We start from the raw sequence: 16,721 nt of genomic DNA, 5'->3' as shown, positions 1-16,721 counted from the left end.
GTTCCTAATGAAAAAATAATTTAGGAGAGATTGTAACGATAAAAATTAACTAAGTTAATCAATCAATTAAAAGGCATTTTTTTCATTTTACTCAAAATTTTTCTGTTCTTTGACTGTTTTGAATGTAACTCTTTTCAAAAATAGGGTATAGTTAAGTTGTGAGAGGGATGAAGCTATGAAAATAGAGTGGAAGAAAAATTTAATGGTGGCCTGGCTCGGCTGTTTTTTTACAGGTGCGAGCATTAGTTTGGTGATGCCGTTTATTCCTGTATATGTAGAACAATTAGGAACGCCAAAGAATCAAGTTGAATTATTTTCAGGATTAGCCATTTCTGTGACGGCTTTTGCAGCAGCAATTGTCGCACCCATCTGGGGGAATCTTGCCGATCGAAAAGGACGCAAAATTATGATGATTCGTGCTGCAGCGGGGATGACAATTACTATGGGGTCGTTGGCCTTTGTTCCTAATGTGTACTGGTTACTAATTATGCGTTTTTTTAATGGCGTTTTATCAGGTTATATTCCTAATGCGACAGCCATGATTGCCTCACAAGCACCGAGAGAAAAGAGTGGCTGGGCACTGGGGACGTTATCGACGGGAGCTGTTGCCGGTAACTTAATTGGTCCATCTATGGGTGGGGCTTTAGCGCAATTATTCGGCATGGAAAATGTCTTTATTATTACAGGATCTGTCTTATTGATTACGACTTTATTGACTATTTTTATGGTGAAGGAAGATTTTCATCCAGTTGAAAAAAGCGAGATGGTCGGAACCAAAGAGTTGTTTGCGAAAATGGACAATGTCTCAATTTTAATTGGTTTGTTTGTAACTACTTTAATTCTCCAATTGGGTGTGACGAGTATCAGTCCCATTTTAACTCTTTATATTCGTTCGTTAAGTGGTGACTCAGGGAACATTCTTTTTGTTAGCGGGTTGATTGTTTCAGTCGCTGGGGTTTCGGCGGTAATCTCCTCGCCAACATTAGGGAAGCTGGGGGATAAAATCGGTAATCACAAGGTCTTATTAGCCGGCTTAGTTTTGTCATTTTTCTGTTTCATTCCGATGGCGTTTGTCAAAACACCATTTCAACTAGGGGTGCTACGCTTCATTTTAGGTTTCTCAACAGGGGCTTTGATGCCTTCAATTAACACCTTGATTGGGAAAATTACACCAGAAGTGGGAGTCAGTAGAATTTACAGCTATAACCAAATGTTTAGTAACTTCGGACAAGTATTAGGTCCAATGGTTGGTTCAACAGTTGCTCACTCAATGGGCTACAGTTCGGTCTTTCTTGTAACGAGTTGTTTTGTATTGGCCAATATCATTTTATCGACCTTTAATTTTAGAAAAATGATGCGTAGTAAGTTTTAAACAGTTGAAAAGAAAAAAAAACCAGTTACAATAAAAATGTAACTGGTTTTCTTATGTTGAAAGCAAAAGTTTTAATGTTTGTGTGCTACTTCTTTAGCCGGTTGTGAGATAATTCCCACAAGAATAACGAATAAGCCTGTAAGAAGTGAGACAATTGTTGTAAGTACGAAATTATAAGTTCCATGTGTTAAGGCACTACCGATATAGCTGACAACCTGACCTAACATAAACGCCCAGAATAAAGTCACGATATAACGCATGAAGAACACCTCTTTTCTACTTATGAGTGTAGCATATTTTCTGAAAATGTAAAGAAATCCGAATGATGTTTTTCCCTCGATAAATAAAATAAAAGGAGGCGTTAGCGCTTGTTTCCACAATTATGTACAGTTACTTCGTATTCTTTACTGCAAAGTACAGTGAGAATCCCCAAATATGTAGAAGAAGCCAAGAAGCGAGGCTATCAAACGCTTGCTATTACAGATAAAAATACTATGCATGGGGCAGTTGAATTTTTTCAGGCTTGTCAAAGAGCAGAGATCAAACCAATTTTTGGTTTATGGCTTGATTATGAATCAAAGGTAACCGAGCGGTCGCATGGCATATTGTTATATGCCAAAAACTATACAGGCTATCAGCATTTAATGAAGTTATCTAGTTTTAAAATGACTACAGGTGTACTTTACCTAGAAGAACATAAAGAGTTACTCGCCAATCTTTTTGCAGTCATTCCCGAAGAAAATGAATTTTCCAATTTGGATGAGGAAGAATATCCGAAAGCTCTTGCTCGTTTAAAAGAAGTGTGTGCATTATTTGAAACAGGAAGTGTCTATGCAGGAGTTACGACACATCATAATCAAGAGCAACCACTGAAGTCATCACTATGGCTTGAGTTACAAAAAGAACAGGGTATTTGTCCACTAGCTATTCATGAAGTGCGCTATTTAGAGCCCTCTGAAGCTTTTGCGATTGAAGTTATGCGACATATTCAAGCGGGAACTCAGCTAGAAGGTGGTAAGGGTCAGCGAGCATTGGTAGAAGGCACTGATTATTTGGTCTTGGAATCGATTAAAAAACAAGAATTTTTGACTCAAGGGTGGCAAGAAGCTGTAACTCATGCGATGGAGCTTGCTCATGCGTGTCAAGTAGAGTTGCCTTTGCATCAAAAGCTCTTGCCTCATTATCCAGTCCCAGAAGAGTTAGAACCCCATGTGTATTTGAGAAATCTATGCCTTGAACGGATTGAAGGACGTATTGAGAACTTGACAGATGATTATTACAAACGGCTCGAGTATGAGCTTGGAATTATTCATCAAATGGGCTTTGATGATTATTTTTTAATTGTCTGGGATGTGATGGATTTTGCTCATAGGAACCAGATTGTGACCGGTGCAGGTCGTGGCTCTGGGGCGGGTTCCCTTGTGGCGTACGTTTTGTCAATTACCGATGTCGATCCGCTTCAATACAATCTATTGTTTGAACGATTTTTGAATCCAGAGCGTTATACAATGCCCGATTTTGATTTGGATATTCCAGATAATCGGCGAGAAGAAGTGCTTCATTATGTGAAAGAAAAATATGGTCAGTACCATATGGCTCAAATTGCAACCTTTGGAACGATGGCTGCTAAGATGGTTTTACGAGATGTTTCTCGAGTTTTTGGTCTGTCTCAAAGTGAAGCAAATCGTTGGTCACAAGCTGTTCCTAACGCACTGAAAATGACCTTAGCGAAGGCCTACGATGAATCCCAACGATTTGTTGAGCTTGTGAATACAAGTCCTCAAAATCAACTGTTGTATCAGACGGCTCAACAACTAGAAGGACTTCCTCGTCATGTCTCAACGCATGCGGCAGGTGTGGTGATTAGTGACCAAAACTTGTTGGAGTTAGTTCCATTGCAAGAAGGAACGGATGGAATATTTTTAACACAGTTTACAATGACAGATGTTGAAACGGTGGGTCTGTTGAAAATGGACTTTTTAGGCTTGCGAAACTTATCGATTATTGATAATACATTAAAATCGATTAAACGAGTGTACCATCAAGAAGTCGAGCTTAAAAAAATTCCTTTAGATGACCCTGAAACATTGCTTCTTTTTCAAAAAGGCGAGACTTCAGGCGTTTTCCAATTTGAATCAGCGGGGATAAGAAACGTATTACGTAAGCTTGGCCCGACGACGATTGAAGACATCGCTGCAGTAAATGCCCTTTATCGACCCGGTCCGATGCAAAACATCGATGCGTTTGTCCGGCGAAAGAAGGGCCAAGAACCAATTAATTACCTAGATGATAGCCTAAAAGAAATTCTTTCGAACACCTATGGAATCATCGTTTATCAGGAGCAGATTATGCAGGTTGCTTCGAAAATGGCTGGTTTCAGTTTGGGGCAGGCAGATATTTTACGGCGAGCGATTAGTAAAAAGAAAAAAGAAGTTCTCGATGAACAGCGACGAAACTTTGTGTCAGGTTCTGTTGAGCAGGGGCATACAAAGGAAAAAGCCAATCAGATTTACGATTATATTGAACGTTTTGCTGATTATGGATTTAACCGGTCGCACGCCTTTGCCTATTCATTTGTAGGGTTTCAGATGGCTTATTTAAAAGTTCATTATCCAGCCCCTTTTTATGGCGCGTTACTTCATTCCGTACGACATCATTCAACCAAAATGAAAGAGTATATTAGTGAAGCCAAACGACATAAGCTGGAAATTGTCCCGCCTTCGATTAACCAAAGTAACTATAGCTTTACAGTTAAATCAAAGAACCAATTATTAGTTGGCTTTAGTGGCATCAAAGGGATTCGACGCGATTTTATTCAAGCGATAGTAGAAGAAAGAAAAGCGGCTGGAAGTTATAAAAGTGTGGATCAATTTTTACTTCGACTCGATAAAAAATGGTTGAAAATCGAGTATCTAGAACCTTTAATTTCGATTGGCGTGTTTGATGAGTTGACACCAAACAGAAGGCAGCTATTAAAAGATGTTGAAGGGAAAATTCAAAACGTTTTGTTTAGCAGTGGCAGTGAGAGTCTGTTGGACATTCTTAGTTTAAAAGAAGAAGAAATTGATGATTATACGCTTGAAGAAAGACTGGAGTTAGAGGATAAGTATCTTGGTATCTATCTATCGGGGCATCCAACTGAAAACTACGAGCGGATTCATTTGGCAAAACAAGTCACACCCATTGCAGATATCTCACCAGGGCAAACCGTTCATCTATTGGTGTATATCAGAAGTATTCGGGAGATTCGGACCAAAAAAGGCGAGCAGATGGCTTTTATAGAGGGTAACGACGTCAGTGGGGAAGTTTCGTTGACGGTTTTTCCAAAAACTTATCGGATGAGTCGGACCTTTTTAAAAGAAAATCTAGTTATTCTTGTTTCGGGAAAAGTTGAAAAAAGTACGTACAACCAAGAGCTACAGGTGTTGGCAGAAACGATTCAGCTGGCTGATGAAGCAGATAAGGCAATCAGTAAAGAGACCTGTTATCTGCGCGTGACCGCTGAAAAAGACCAACCAGAAGTCATGACGCAGCTAAAACAAGTGTTTCGGAAAAATAAAGGATTGGTGCCAATCATTATTTTCTTTGAACAAAGTGGGAAAAAAATTGGGTTAAGTGCCGAAAATTGGCTAGAAGATAGCCAAGAAGTGAAAAATCAATTAAGCTATATATTAGGTGAAGGAAATGTCGTTTTCAGATAGTTTACGGTAAAATTTACTACGCGTTTTCAATATTTTTCATTTTTTTATTTATTTCCCAAGACATTTTGCTGTTTTAATGGTAAAATACATGTCGTGGTTAGTGTTAAAATAAGGTTTTATCTAAGTATTTTGCTTAGAAAAAAAGTATATTAATGAGGTGAATGATTGAGATGAAACGCATCGGTATTTTAACTAGTGGCGGTGACGCTCCTGGTATGAATGCAGCCATTCGTGCAGTGGTTCGCAAAGGAATTTATGAAGGTTTAGAGGTTTACGGAATCAATTACGGGTATGCTGGGTTGGTTGCCGGAGATATTCGTCGTCTTGATGTAGCAGATGTGGGTGACAAGATTCAACGTGGGGGAACATTCTTATACTCTGCCCGCTACCCAGAATTTGCGACAGAAGAAGGACAACTTAAAGGAATTGAACAGTTGAAAAAATTTGGTATTGAAGGTTTAGTAGTCATTGGTGGAGATGGTTCTTACCATGGCGCTATGGCACTAACCAAACGTGGATTTCCAGCTGTCGGCGTTCCAGGAACGATTGATAATGATATTCCAGGAACTGATTTTACAATCGGTTTTGATACAGCAATTAATACAGTTTTAGAATCAATTGACCGAATTCGTGACACAGCAACTTCTCATGTGAGAACTTTCGTTATTGAAGTAATGGGACGTAATGCTGGCGATATCGCTTTATGGTCAGGTGTTGCCGGGGGAGCAGATGAGATTATCATCCCTGAACACGACTTTGATATGGCCGTTGTTGCCAAACGGATTCAAGACGGACGTGACCGTGGGAAAAAACATTGCCTAATCATTTTAGCTGAAGGCGTGATGGGCGGAAACGAATTTGCAGATCAATTGTCTGAATATGGCGATTTCCATACACGTGTGTCTATTTTAGGTCACGTTGTTCGTGGTGGTTCACCAAGCGCACGCGACCGTGTTTTAGCAAGTAAGTTTGGATCATATGCTGTCGATTTATTAATGCAAGGTAAAGGCGGATTATGTATTGGGATGGAAGACAACAAGGTCGTTGCAGCAGACATCATTGATACATTAGAAAACAATCGTCACAAACCGGATTTATCTTTACACGAATTAAATCAACATCTTTCATTTTAAAAGGCAAAACTATCAAAAAGGTGGTAAGTCAAAGCTTGCCATTTGTTCGCATGGATTATTAAGCTTAACGGCTATTAATAAACAAATAAAACAGTAGGAGCGTTTAGTAATGAAAAAAACCAAGATCGTAAGTACATTAGGACCAGCCAGTAACAGTGTCGAACTTATTGCAGAATTAATTAAAGCTGGGGCGAATGTTTTCCGTTTTAACTTCTCGCATGGTGATCATGAAGAACAATTATCACGTATGACTATGGTTCGTGAAGCTGAAAAACAAGTAGGCCAAGGTGTCGCTATTTTGTTAGATACAAAAGGAGCAGAAATCCGCACGACCGTTCAAGGGACTGAAAATGGCAAAATTGAATTCTCAATTGGCGATGTAGTTCGCATTTCTATGGACGACACTTTAGAAGGTTCTAAAGAAAAAATTGCTGTAACTTATCCAGGTTTATTCAACGATGTTCATGTAGGTGGACACGTACTGTTTGATGACGGCTTAATCGATATGAAAATTATCGAAAAAGACGAAGCGACAAAAGAATTGGTTACTGAAGTTCAAAATGCTGGTCTTTTAGGCTCTCGTAAAGGGGTTAATGCACCAGGCGTTTCAATCAGCTTGCCAGGAATTACAGCAAAAGATGCAGACGATATCCGTTTTGGTTTAGATAATGATATCGACTTTATCGCTGCAAGTTTTGTTCGTAAAGCACAAGATGTGTTAGATATTCGTGAAATTTTAGAAGAAAAAGATATGAACCATGTTCAAATTATTTCTAAAATTGAATCTCAAGAAGGAATTGACAACATCGATGAAATCATCAAAGTATCTGATGGTATCATGGTTGCTCGTGGAGACATGGGTGTGGAAATTGCTGCTGAACTAGTACCATTAGCACAAAAACGTATTATCAAAAAATGTAACTTAGCAGGTAAATCAGTTATTACTGCGACTCAAATGTTAGAAACAATGCAACAAAACCCACGTCCAACTCGTGCGGAAGCTTCTGACGTTGCCAATGCCGTGTTTGATGGAACAGACGCGACAATGCTTTCAGGTGAGTCTGCAAATGGTGCTTACCCAGTACAAGCTGTAGCAACTATGGCTCGTATTGACGAAGAATCAGAACAAGCTTTATCAGAATTAGGCACTTTCCAAGTGAACCAATTTGATAAAACAGACGTAACAGAAACAATCGGTTTGTCAGTAGCTCGCGCTGCAAAAAACCTAGGCGTTAAAACAATTGTTGCAGCAACAGAATCTGGTTATACGGCTAAAATGATTTCTAAATACCGTCCAGAAGCTGATATCTTGGCTGTGACTTTTGACGAACGTACTCGTCGTGGTTTAATGTTAAACTGGGGTGTTTATCCAACAGTTACTGAAAAACCACAAACAACAGATGAAATGTTCGAATTAGCTGCAAACAAAGCAGTTGAATTAGGTTTTGCTTCTGAAGGAGACTTAATCATCATCACTGCCGGTGTTCCAGTTGGTGAACGCGGAACAACAAACGTAATGAAAATTCAAATGATTGGGTCAAAACTTTTAGAGGCACAAGGTGTGGGTTCTGAAACAGTCGTGGCTAACGCAGTGGTTGCTAAATCAGCTGAAGAAGCAGTGAAAAATGCAAAAGACGGTATGATTTTAGTTGTTCCAACAACAGATAAAGAATATATGCCAGCAATCGAAAAAGCTTCAGCAATCATCGTTGAAGATGGTGGATTAACTTCTCACGCAGCGGTTGTCGGAATTGCCAAAGATATTCCAGTAATCGTTGGTGCATCTGAAGCAACAACTGTCATCGCTGATGGTGAATTAATCACTGTAGATCCTCGTCGTGGGATTGTCTACCGTGGCCAAACAACAGCTATTTAAGCCATAAATAAATTTGTGTGAAATAGAGAACTTTTATTTCATGACTCAATTTAGAGCCTGTGACAGCAGTCAAATGACTAATGTCGCAGGCTTTGTTTTTTTCTGATAGGAATAGTCATAAAGATCAGGAAACTTCGATAGAATGGTTCGTTGGTCCAAGCAGTATTGTTTATTCATTTTAATCAAATAAAAAAATGCCTAAAGCTAATGGATGCTATGAAAAGGTGTCAAGAAAATTTCATTGACAAAGCTTTCTTAGCCCTGTATAATAGCTTTTGTTGCTTAGAGGTGATGAAAAAATGAAATGGTCTTTATTGGAATTAAGAAAATACCAAGAGACACCCCTGAATTTTAGTGAGACGCTTGACTTAAAAAGTGAGCTAATGAAGAGAGACAATTTAATAATGGATGTTGCTCCGGTTCAGGTAGAGGGTCTTGTGACGGTCACAAAAAGAGACTATCTTGTTCATTACAATATCCAAACAACAATTACTGTTCCTTCGACACGCTCATTAGAGCCAGTTGCGCTTCCAATGAATTTTGAAGTGGATGAAGTGTTCATGACAGAAGAACAGTATCAAAGTCGCGATGAGTTGATTCCAGAAGAAGAAATTCTTTTGTTGGAGACAGCACAGCTAGATCTTCAGCAATCCATCGAAGACAATCTGTTGCTTACAATTCCAATGCGAGTGCTAACGGATGAGGAGATGCAGTCTGACGAATTACCTAAGGGTGAGAGTTGGGAAGTTATTTCTGAAGAAGAGTATGCGCAAAGAAAAGAAGCGGTCAGCAATGAAATTGATCCTCGTCTTGCAAAACTATCTGAGCTTTTTAAAGCAGAGGATAACGAGTAAGATTGGAATATATTGTATCCTCGTGATACAAGTCTTTTTACAAGGAGGTGTAACAAGGATATGGCAGTACCAGCTAGAAAAACATCAAAAGCAAAAAAAGCAAAACGTCGTACACACTACAAATTAACAATTAATGGTTTGAACGAATGTCCAAACTGTGGTGAAATGAAAAAAAGCCATCACGTATGCGCAAGCTGCGGTTACTATGATGGTAAGGACGTTGCAACTAAAGAAGCATAATACATTTTTATATAGAAAAAATGTAAAACCCCAAGGCTAACCATGGAGCCTTGGGGTTTATTTTGTAAAAAATTAGTAATGAAGCGCTTAAATATGGACTCTTTTGTTTTCAATCGCCTTCTATTAGGATATAATGAGAGAGATTATAGAGGAAACTCAAAGATGTAGGAGGAAGTCAAATGACAAAACAACAAATCGGTGTTGTCGGTATGGCCGTAATGGGGAAAAACCTAGCACTAAATATTGAAAGCCGTGGATACTCAGTAGCCTTGTTTAACCGTACAGGATCAAAAACAGAAGAAGTGGTGAATGAGCATCCAGACAAAAATTTTAAGGCAACTTTTACGGTGGAAGAATTTGTTGCCTCTATTGAAAAACCACGTCGTATTTTATTAATGGTTAAAGCGGGAGCCGCGACAGATGCAACCATTCAAGATTTACTTCCTCATTTAGATAAGGGAGATATTTTGATTGATGGTGGGAATACCTTCTTCCAAGATACGATTCGCAGAAACGAGATGTTAGCTGACTCTGGAATTAACTTTATCGGAACAGGTGTTTCTGGTGGAGAAGAGGGCGCGTTAAAAGGCCCTTCAATCATGCCTGGTGGCCAAAAAGAAGCGTATGAGCTTGTGGCACCTATTTTAGAACAAATCTCTGCTAAAGCTGAAGACGGCACGCCATGTGTTACATACATTGGTCCTAATGGGGCAGGTCACTATGTAAAAATGGTTCATAATGGAATTGAATATGGCGACATGCAGTTAATTGCTGAATCTTATGATTTAATGCAAAACATTTTAGGCGTTTCAGTGGATGAAATGGCAGATATCTTCAAAGAATGGAATGAAGGCGAATTAGATAGTTACCTAATTGAAATTACCGCAGACATTCTTACACGTAAAGACGATGAAGGAACAGGGAAACCAATTGTCGACGTGATCCTAGATGCAGCAGGTAACAAAGGAACAGGGAAATGGACAAGCCAAAGTGCACTTGACTTAGGTGTACCATTGCCGTTGATTACGGAGTCTGTCTTTGCTCGTTATATTTCAGCGTACAAAGAAGAACGTGTGGCAGCAAGTAAAGTCTTGCCAAAACCAACTTTTACTTTTACAGGAGATAAAAAAGAGTTTATCGAAAAAATCCGTGAAGCGTTATACTTCAGCAAAATTATGAGTTACGCGCAAGGGTTTGCTCAATTACGTGTTGCTTCAAAAGAATATGACTGGGATTTACCATTTGGGGAAATTGCGAAAATTTGGCGTGCAGGTTGTATCATCCGCGCCGGCTTCTTACAAAAGATTACGGATGCATATGATAAAGAACCTGATATTGAAAATCTATTACTTGATGATTACTTTATGGAAATTACTAGAAAATACCAACAAGCAGTACGTGAAGTAGTTGCTTTAGCTGTTCAAGCAGGTGTGCCAGTGCCAACCTTCTCATCAGCAATTGCTTACTTTGATTCTTATCGTTCAGAAAGATTACCAGCTAACTTAATCCAGGCGCAACGAGATTACTTCGGAGCGCATACGTATGAACGCGTAGATAAAGAAGGAATCTTCCATTACTCTTGGTACCATGAGGAATAATAAGTAAATAAGAACCGTCGATTTTTTCGGATTGAAAGACTGAGGCTCAACTCTTTCAGTTGGGTCTCAGTCTTTATTTTGCAAGGTTATAAAAACACTATAGATTTTTTGTGGAATAACCGTTATAATGATGTGGTTTCGAAAAAGCTTGAGAAGAGAAAGGATAAAGCATAAATGAGTAATATTCTAATCATTGAGGATGAAAAGAACTTAGCCCGTTTTGTTGAATTAGAGTTGAAGCATGAAGGTTACAATACAGAAGTTCATTATAATGGACGCACGGGGCTTGAAGCTGCGCTTAATAGTGAGTGGGATGCCATTCTTTTAGACTTGATGTTACCAGAGTTAAACGGCTTAGAAGTATGCCGTCGTATACGTCAGGTGAAGAATACGCCAATTATAATGATGACGGCTAGAGATTCTGTGATTGACCGGGTATCTGGTTTGGACCATGGCGCCGATGACTATATCGTAAAACCTTTTGCGATTGAAGAACTACTTGCTCGTTTGCGTGCATTATTACGTCGAATTGATATTGAAGGTGACAAAAATGTTGCCAAACAAACAACTATCACTTATCGCGATTTAACGATTGAAAAAGAAAATCGTGTCGTAAGAAGAGATAGTGAAGTAATCGAATTAACGAAGCGCGAGTACGAACTGTTACTAACGTTGATGGAAAACGTAAATGTGGTCTTAGCCCGCGACGTTTTACTGAATAAAGTCTGGGGTTATGAAACAGAAGTTGAAACAAACGTAGTAGATGTTTATATTCGTTATCTACGTAATAAAATCGATGTTTCAGGAGAGGAAAGTTATATTCAAACCGTCCGTGGAACAGGTTATGTGATGCGCTCGTGAAAACCCAAAAATTGAAAAGCGCGGAAAAAAGAGAACTAAAGGGGCCTTCTTTGACTATCAAGTGGGCCTTGGCTAGTTCTTTCTTTATATTCGTAGTATTCACTATTTTTGCCGTCATCACCTATAAATCATCGGTCAATTTGATTGTTGCAAAAGAACGAGGGAACCTTGAGAAAACAACAGCAGAGGTAGTCTCTCGGTTAGCGAATTCTGACAAAGAGTTAACCATTACAGATGCCTATAAGAATTTATCAAATGCTTCTTTTTCAGATGGTCAGCAGTACGAAAAAACCACAAGCATCGAAGGCGTTCTCATGCAAATTGATCCGTTTATCTCAGAATTAGGTCAAGAAGGGTTAAACTTGTATGTCTACAATCTTGACGAAGAACTTATTTTTGAAACGCAAAACCGAAAGCAGAAGCTGTTTCAAGAGACAAGGAAGTCGCCAACGATTATTACCTTGGATGGTAAAGTCGGGTTTTTATCGATTGAAGTGATTTATTCAAAAGGCACAAGAGAGAAAATTGGTTATGCCCAGACGTTTTATGAGTTGACCTCATTTTATGAGATTAAAAATAAACTTCTATTAACCTTGATTGTTCTAGAGATTGTTTCCTTAATTTTAAGTAGCGTATTAGGGTTTTTCCTATCGTCTTATTTTTTAAAACCGCTAAAAGAATTGAGAGATACCATGGATACAATCAGAAAAGATCCGCAATCTGATATACACATGAAAGAGATAAAAACCAATGATGAGCTAGCTGACTTATCAGAAATCTTCAATGAAATGCTTGATCGTATGAGATTCTACATTGAGCAGCAAGAACAATTTGTTGAAGATGTCTCCCATGAGCTTAGAACACCTGTCGCTATTATTGAAGGGCATTTGAGTTTGCTAAATCGTTGGGGGAAAGATGATCCTGAAGTCTTAGATGAGTCATTAAATGCAAGTATGCAAGAGATTAGTCGAATGAAAAGTTTGGTTCAAGAAATGCTTGATTTGTCGAGGGCAGATCAGGTTGATGTACATTATGCTAATGAGGTCACGAATGCAAAGGAAGTCGTCTATCAAGTCTATAACAATTTTAAGATTTTATATCCTGACTTTGTGTTTACTTTAGATGATGATCTTTCAAAAGAAATCAAGGTGGGAATTTTTAGAAACCATTTTGAACAGATTATCATTATCATATTAGACAACGCGGTTAAGTACTCAACGAAGAGACAAGAAGTTCATATTTCAATTTCTGCTTCGCGCAATGAGTTTGAAATTGCGATTCAGGATTTTGGTGAAGGGATTTCTGAGACAGATTTGAAGAAGATCTTTAATCGGTTTTATCGTGTTGATAAGGCAAGAGCTAGAAATAAAGGTGGAAACGGGCTAGGTTTATCAATCGCGAAACAATTGGTTGAAAGTTATAAAGGAAGAGTCGTTGCTGAAAGTGCCTTGAATCGAGGAACGATTTTCCGTATTTTCATCCCGATTGTGAAAGAAAAATAAATTTTTATTTGTAGAAAAGGACTCCTAAACTATGTTTAGAGAGTCTTTTTTTTTTAGGCAGCGAACGTTGGGCGCATAAAGGAATGAAATGATAGGAGAAAATGCTTAAAAAACGAGAGATGCCACTGTTTTTTCGGATAAAATTCGTGTTTAAGAAAAGTTTGGAAAACTTGCTATTTATAGTTGATTTTTTCTGTAGGTATTGCTATATTAGTATTTGTTCGAGTCGTTATTTCCTTTTATGTTTGTTGAAAAAAAGTTTTAGATTTTTTGTTGACTCTTATAAAATATAATGATAGAATAACAAAGTCGCTCGAGAGAGACGGCAGAATAACAGTTGATAAATCAATGGAAATTGTTTAAAAAGTTGTTGACAAATAACAGCCGAGCTGATATTCTAATTAAGTTGCTGAAACAAGCGATTAACTGATTTGAAAAAAAGAAGTTAAAAACTTTTATAAAAAAGAGGTTGACATTTGACTACTCAACTGATATGATATAAAAGTTGCTGAAACAGCAATTGTAGACCTTTGAAAACTGAACAAAGTAAGACAAACCAAATGTGTAGTGTGTACTTGATTAGTCAAGTCACAAACATTTAACAAGCAAGCAATATGCTAGCAAACAAATTGAGCTTAACAATCTTATGATTGTTCTAACTTTTATTATGAGAGTTTGATCCTGGCTCAGGACGAACGCTGGCGGCGTGCCTAATACATGCAAGTCGAACGCTTTTTCTTTCACCGGAGCTTGCTCCACCGAAAGAAAAAGAGTGGCGGACGGGTGAGTAACACGTGGGTAACCTGCCCATCAGAAGGGGATAACACTTGGAAACAGGTGCTAATACCGTATAATAATTGGAACCGCATGGTTCTAATTTGAAAGACGCTTTCGGGTGTCACTGATGGATGGACCCGCGGTGCATTAGCTAGTTGGTGAGGTAACGGCTCACCAAGGCCACGATGCATAGCCGACCTGAGAGGGTGATCGGCCACACTGGGACTGAGACACGGCCCAGACTCCTACGGGAGGCAGCAGTAGGGAATCTTCGGCAATGGACGAAAGTCTGACCGAGCAACGCCGCGTGAGTGAAGAAGGTTTTCGGATCGTAAAACTCTGTTGTTAGAGAAGAACAAGGATGAGAGTAACTGTTCATCCCTTGACGGTATCTAACCAGAAAGCCACGGCTAACTACGTGCCAGCAGCCGCGGTAATACGTAGGTGGCAAGCGTTGTCCGGATTTATTGGGCGTAAAGCGAGCGCAGGCGGTTTCTTAAGTCTGATGTGAAAGCCCCCGGCTCAACCGGGGAGGGTCATTGGAAACTGGGAGACTTGAGTGCAGAAGAGGAGAGTGGAATTCCATGTGTAGCGGTGAAATGCGTAGATATATGGAGGAACACCAGTGGCGAAGGCGACTCTCTGGTCTGTAACTGACGCTGAGGCTCGAAAGCGTGGGGAGCAAACAGGATTAGATACCCTGGTAGTCCACGCCGTAAACGATGAGTGCTAAGTGTTGGAGGGTTTCCGCCCTTCAGTGCTGCAGCTAACGCATTAAGCACTCCGCCTGGGGAGTACGACCGCAAGGTTGAAACTCAAAGGAATTGACGGGGGCCCGCACAAGCGGTGGAGCATGTGGTTTAATTCGAAGCAACGCGAAGAACCTTACCAGGTCTTGACATCCTTTGACCATTCTGGAGACAGAACTTTCCCTTCGGGGACAAAGTGACAGGTGGTGCATGGTTGTCGTCAGCTCGTGTCGTGAGATGTTGGGTTAAGTCCCGCAACGAGCGCAACCCTTATTGTTAGTTGCCATCATTTAGTTGGGCACTCTAGCGAGACTGCCGGTGACAAACCGGAGGAAGGTGGGGATGACGTCAAATCATCATGCCCCTTATGACCTGGGCTACACACGTGCTACAATGGGAAGTACAACGAGTCGCGAAGTCGCAAGGCTAAGCTAATCTCTTAAAGCTTCTCTCAGTTCGGATTGTAGGCTGCAACTCGCCTACATGAAGCCGGAATCGCTAGTAATCGCGGATCAGCACGCCGCGGTGAATACGTTCCCGGGCCTTGTACACACCGCCCGTCACACCACGAAAGTTTGTAACACCCGAAGTCGGTGAGGTAACCTTTTGGAGCCAGCCGCCTAAGGTGGGATAGATGATTGGGGTGAAGTCGTAACAAGGTAGCCGTATCGGAAGGTGTGGCTGGATCACCTCCTTTCTAAGGAATATTACGGAAACTACACGGTTTATCAACACTTTGTTCAGTTTTGAGAGGTTTACTCTCAAATCGTTATAATGGGGCCTTAGCTCAGCTGGGAGAGCGCCTGCTTTGCACGCAGGAGGTCAGCGGTTCGATCCCGCTAGGCTCCATAAACAATCAATTCGTTGATTGTTTAACTAAATTTTATTTTGTTCATTGAAAACTGGATATTGAAGTAAAAATTAATTGAAACAAACCGAGAACACCGCGTTGAATGAGTTTTTTAAGAAGTTCAATTGCTTATTTTCTTGACTACGTTCCTATCGCTAGGAAAACGAGTCAAAACCCAACCGTAAGGTTGATAAGGTTAAGTGAATAAGGGCGCACGGTGGATGCCTTGGCACTAGGAGCCGATGAAGGACGGGACTAACTCCGATATGCTTTGGGGAGCTGTAAGTAAGCGATGATCCAGAGATTTCCGAATGGGGAAACCCAGCATTTTTCATAGAATGTTACTTTCCAGTGAATACATAGCTGGTTAGAGGTAGACGCAGAGAACTGAAACATCTAAGTACCTGCAGGAAGAGAAAGAAAATTCGATTCCCTGAGTAGCGGCGAGCGAAACGGGAAAAGCCCAAACCAACAAGCTTGCTTGTTGGGGTTGTAGGACTCCGATATGGTAGTTCTTTCAGATAGTCGAATGACTTGGAAAAGTCAGTCAAAGAGGGTAAAAACCCCGTAGACGAAATTTGGAAGGCACCTAGGAGGATCCTGAGTACGGCGGAACACGAGGAATTCCGTCGGAATCCGGGAGGACCATCTCCCAAGGCTAAATACTCCCTAGTGACCGATAGTGAACCAGTACCGTGAGGGAAAGGTGAAAAGCACCCCGGAAGGGGAGTGAAATAGATCCTGAAACCGTGTGCCTACAACAAGTCAAAGCCCGTTAATGGGTGATGGCGTGCCTTTTGTAGAATGAACCGGCGAGTTACGATTACATGCGAGGTTAAGTTGAAGAGACGGAGCCGTAGCGAAAGCGAGTCTGAATAGGGCGAATAAGTATGTGGTCGTAGACCCGAAACCATGTGATCTACCCATGTCCAGGTTGAAGGTGCGGTAAAACGCACTGGAGGACCGAACCCACGTACGTTGAAAAGTGCGGGGATGAGGTGTGGGTAGCGGAGAAATTCCAATCGAACTTGGAGATAGCTGGTTCTCTCCGAAATAGCTTTAGGGCTAGCCTCGGAATTGAGAATGATGGAGGTAGAGCACTGTTTGGACTAGGGGCCCATCTCGGGTTACCGAATTCAGATAAACTCCGAATGCCATACATTCATATCCGGGAGTCAGACTGCGAGTGATAAGATCCGTAGTCGAAA

The 16,721-nt window shown here is 40.3% G+C and carries 10 protein-coding genes, 1 tRNA gene and 2 rRNA genes (1 of these 13 running past the window's edge); 12 read left to right on the top strand and 1 reads right to left on the bottom strand.

Features of this window, described 5'->3' with window-relative positions; genetic code table 11:
* The first annotated feature begins 175 nt into the window (after positions 1-175).
* Positions 176-1,372: a multidrug efflux MFS transporter gene (locus IGI37_RS10115; RefSeq protein ID WP_438761627.1), complete on the top strand. Its 1,197-nt coding sequence runs from the start codon at positions 176-178 to the stop codon at positions 1,370-1,372.
* A 71-nt stretch (positions 1,373-1,443) separates the two neighbouring features.
* Here the strand turns inward: IGI37_RS10115 and IGI37_RS10110 are convergent, their stop codons facing one another.
* The gene (locus tag IGI37_RS10110; protein ID WP_438761625.1) at positions 1,444-1,632 is read right to left on the bottom strand and encodes a YjzD family protein; all 189 of its coding nucleotides are present in this window, start codon (positions 1,630-1,632) and stop codon (positions 1,444-1,446) included.
* 108 nt (positions 1,633-1,740) lie between these two features.
* On the opposite strand from IGI37_RS10110, the gene dnaE reads away from it, so the two are divergent.
* From dnaE to IGI37_RS10055, 11 genes are all read left to right on the top strand, one after another.
* Complete coding sequence (gene dnaE / locus IGI37_RS10105) at positions 1,741-5,073, top strand: DNA polymerase III subunit alpha (protein ID WP_438761623.1); 3,333 nt, start codon at positions 1,741-1,743, stop codon at positions 5,071-5,073.
* Positions 5,074-5,243: 170 nt separating this feature from the next.
* Positions 5,244-6,206 carry a 6-phosphofructokinase gene (gene pfkA / locus IGI37_RS10100; protein ID WP_438761621.1) on the top strand — a complete coding sequence of 321 codons (963 nt, stop codon included), beginning with the start codon at positions 5,244-5,246 and terminating at the stop codon, positions 6,204-6,206.
* Positions 6,207-6,315: 109 nt separating this feature from the next.
* A complete protein-coding gene (pyk, locus tag IGI37_RS10095; protein WP_438761619.1) occupies positions 6,316-8,082 on the top strand; it encodes a pyruvate kinase in 1,767 nt (588 codons plus the stop codon).
* 299 nt (positions 8,083-8,381) lie between these two features.
* Entirely contained in the window at positions 8,382-8,936 is a 555-nt protein-coding gene (locus IGI37_RS10090) for a YceD family protein (RefSeq protein ID WP_438761618.1), read from the top strand.
* Positions 8,937-8,996: 60 nt separating this feature from the next.
* Positions 8,997-9,176, top strand: coding sequence for a 50S ribosomal protein L32 (gene rpmF / locus IGI37_RS10085; protein ID WP_438761616.1), 180 nt, complete (start codon positions 8,997-8,999; stop codon positions 9,174-9,176).
* Positions 9,177-9,355: 179 nt separating this feature from the next.
* On the top strand, positions 9,356-10,774 hold the full coding sequence (gene gndA, locus IGI37_RS10080) for an NADP-dependent phosphogluconate dehydrogenase (RefSeq protein ID WP_438761614.1): 1,419 nt from the start codon (positions 9,356-9,358) through the stop codon (positions 10,772-10,774).
* Positions 10,775-10,948: 174 nt separating this feature from the next.
* Positions 10,949-11,635 carry a response regulator transcription factor gene (locus IGI37_RS10075; RefSeq protein WP_438761612.1) on the top strand — a complete coding sequence of 229 codons (687 nt, stop codon included), beginning with the start codon at positions 10,949-10,951 and terminating at the stop codon, positions 11,633-11,635.
* A complete protein-coding gene (locus IGI37_RS10070) occupies positions 11,632-13,137 on the top strand; it encodes a HAMP domain-containing sensor histidine kinase (protein WP_438761610.1) in 1,506 nt (501 codons plus the stop codon). Before IGI37_RS10075 ends, IGI37_RS10070 begins: the two co-directional genes overlap by 4 nt.
* A 663-nt stretch (positions 13,138-13,800) precedes the next feature.
* Positions 13,801-15,360: ribosomal RNA gene (locus IGI37_RS10065) — 16S ribosomal RNA — on the top strand.
* Positions 15,361-15,439: 79 nt separating this feature from the next.
* Positions 15,440-15,512: transfer RNA gene (locus IGI37_RS10060), tRNA-Ala, on the top strand.
* Positions 15,513-15,707: 195 nt separating this feature from the next.
* Positions 15,708-16,721: ribosomal RNA gene (locus IGI37_RS10055) — 23S ribosomal RNA — on the top strand (it continues 1,900 nt past the right edge of the window).
* The 16S and 23S rRNA genes sit together here with 1 tRNA gene alongside, the layout of an rRNA operon.

The sequence above is a fragment of the Enterococcus sp. AZ194 genome (assembly GCF_051713825.1).
In the GTDB taxonomy this organism is placed as follows: Bacteria; Bacillota; Bacilli; order Lactobacillales; family Enterococcaceae; genus Enterococcus_K.
Note: the sequence above shows the minus strand (reverse complement) of the source record. Positions and strands in the feature narration are given on the sequence as shown.

What these genes read in the sequence shown, in the direction of transcription:
- rpmF (WP_438761616.1), top strand. Translation starts at nt 8,997, where the DNA reads ATGGCAGTACCAGCTAGAAAAACATCAAAAGCAAAAAAAGCAAAACGT.
- gndA (WP_438761614.1), top strand. Translation starts at nt 9,356, where the DNA reads ATGACAAAACAACAAATCGGTGTTGTCGGTATGGCCGTAATGGGGAAA.
- IGI37_RS10115 (WP_438761627.1), top strand. Translation starts at nt 176, where the DNA reads ATGAAAATAGAGTGGAAGAAAAATTTAATGGTGGCCTGGCTCGGCTGT.
- IGI37_RS10075 (WP_438761612.1), top strand. Translation starts at nt 10,949, where the DNA reads ATGAGTAATATTCTAATCATTGAGGATGAAAAGAACTTAGCCCGTTTT.
- IGI37_RS10090 (WP_438761618.1), top strand. Translation starts at nt 8,382, where the DNA reads ATGAAATGGTCTTTATTGGAATTAAGAAAATACCAAGAGACACCCCTG.
- IGI37_RS10110 (WP_438761625.1), bottom strand. Translation starts at nt 1,632, where the DNA reads ATGCGTTATATCGTGACTTTATTCTGGGCGTTTATGTTAGGTCAGGTT.
- pfkA (WP_438761621.1), top strand. Translation starts at nt 5,244, where the DNA reads ATGAAACGCATCGGTATTTTAACTAGTGGCGGTGACGCTCCTGGTATG.
- pyk (WP_438761619.1), top strand. Translation starts at nt 6,316, where the DNA reads ATGAAAAAAACCAAGATCGTAAGTACATTAGGACCAGCCAGTAACAGT.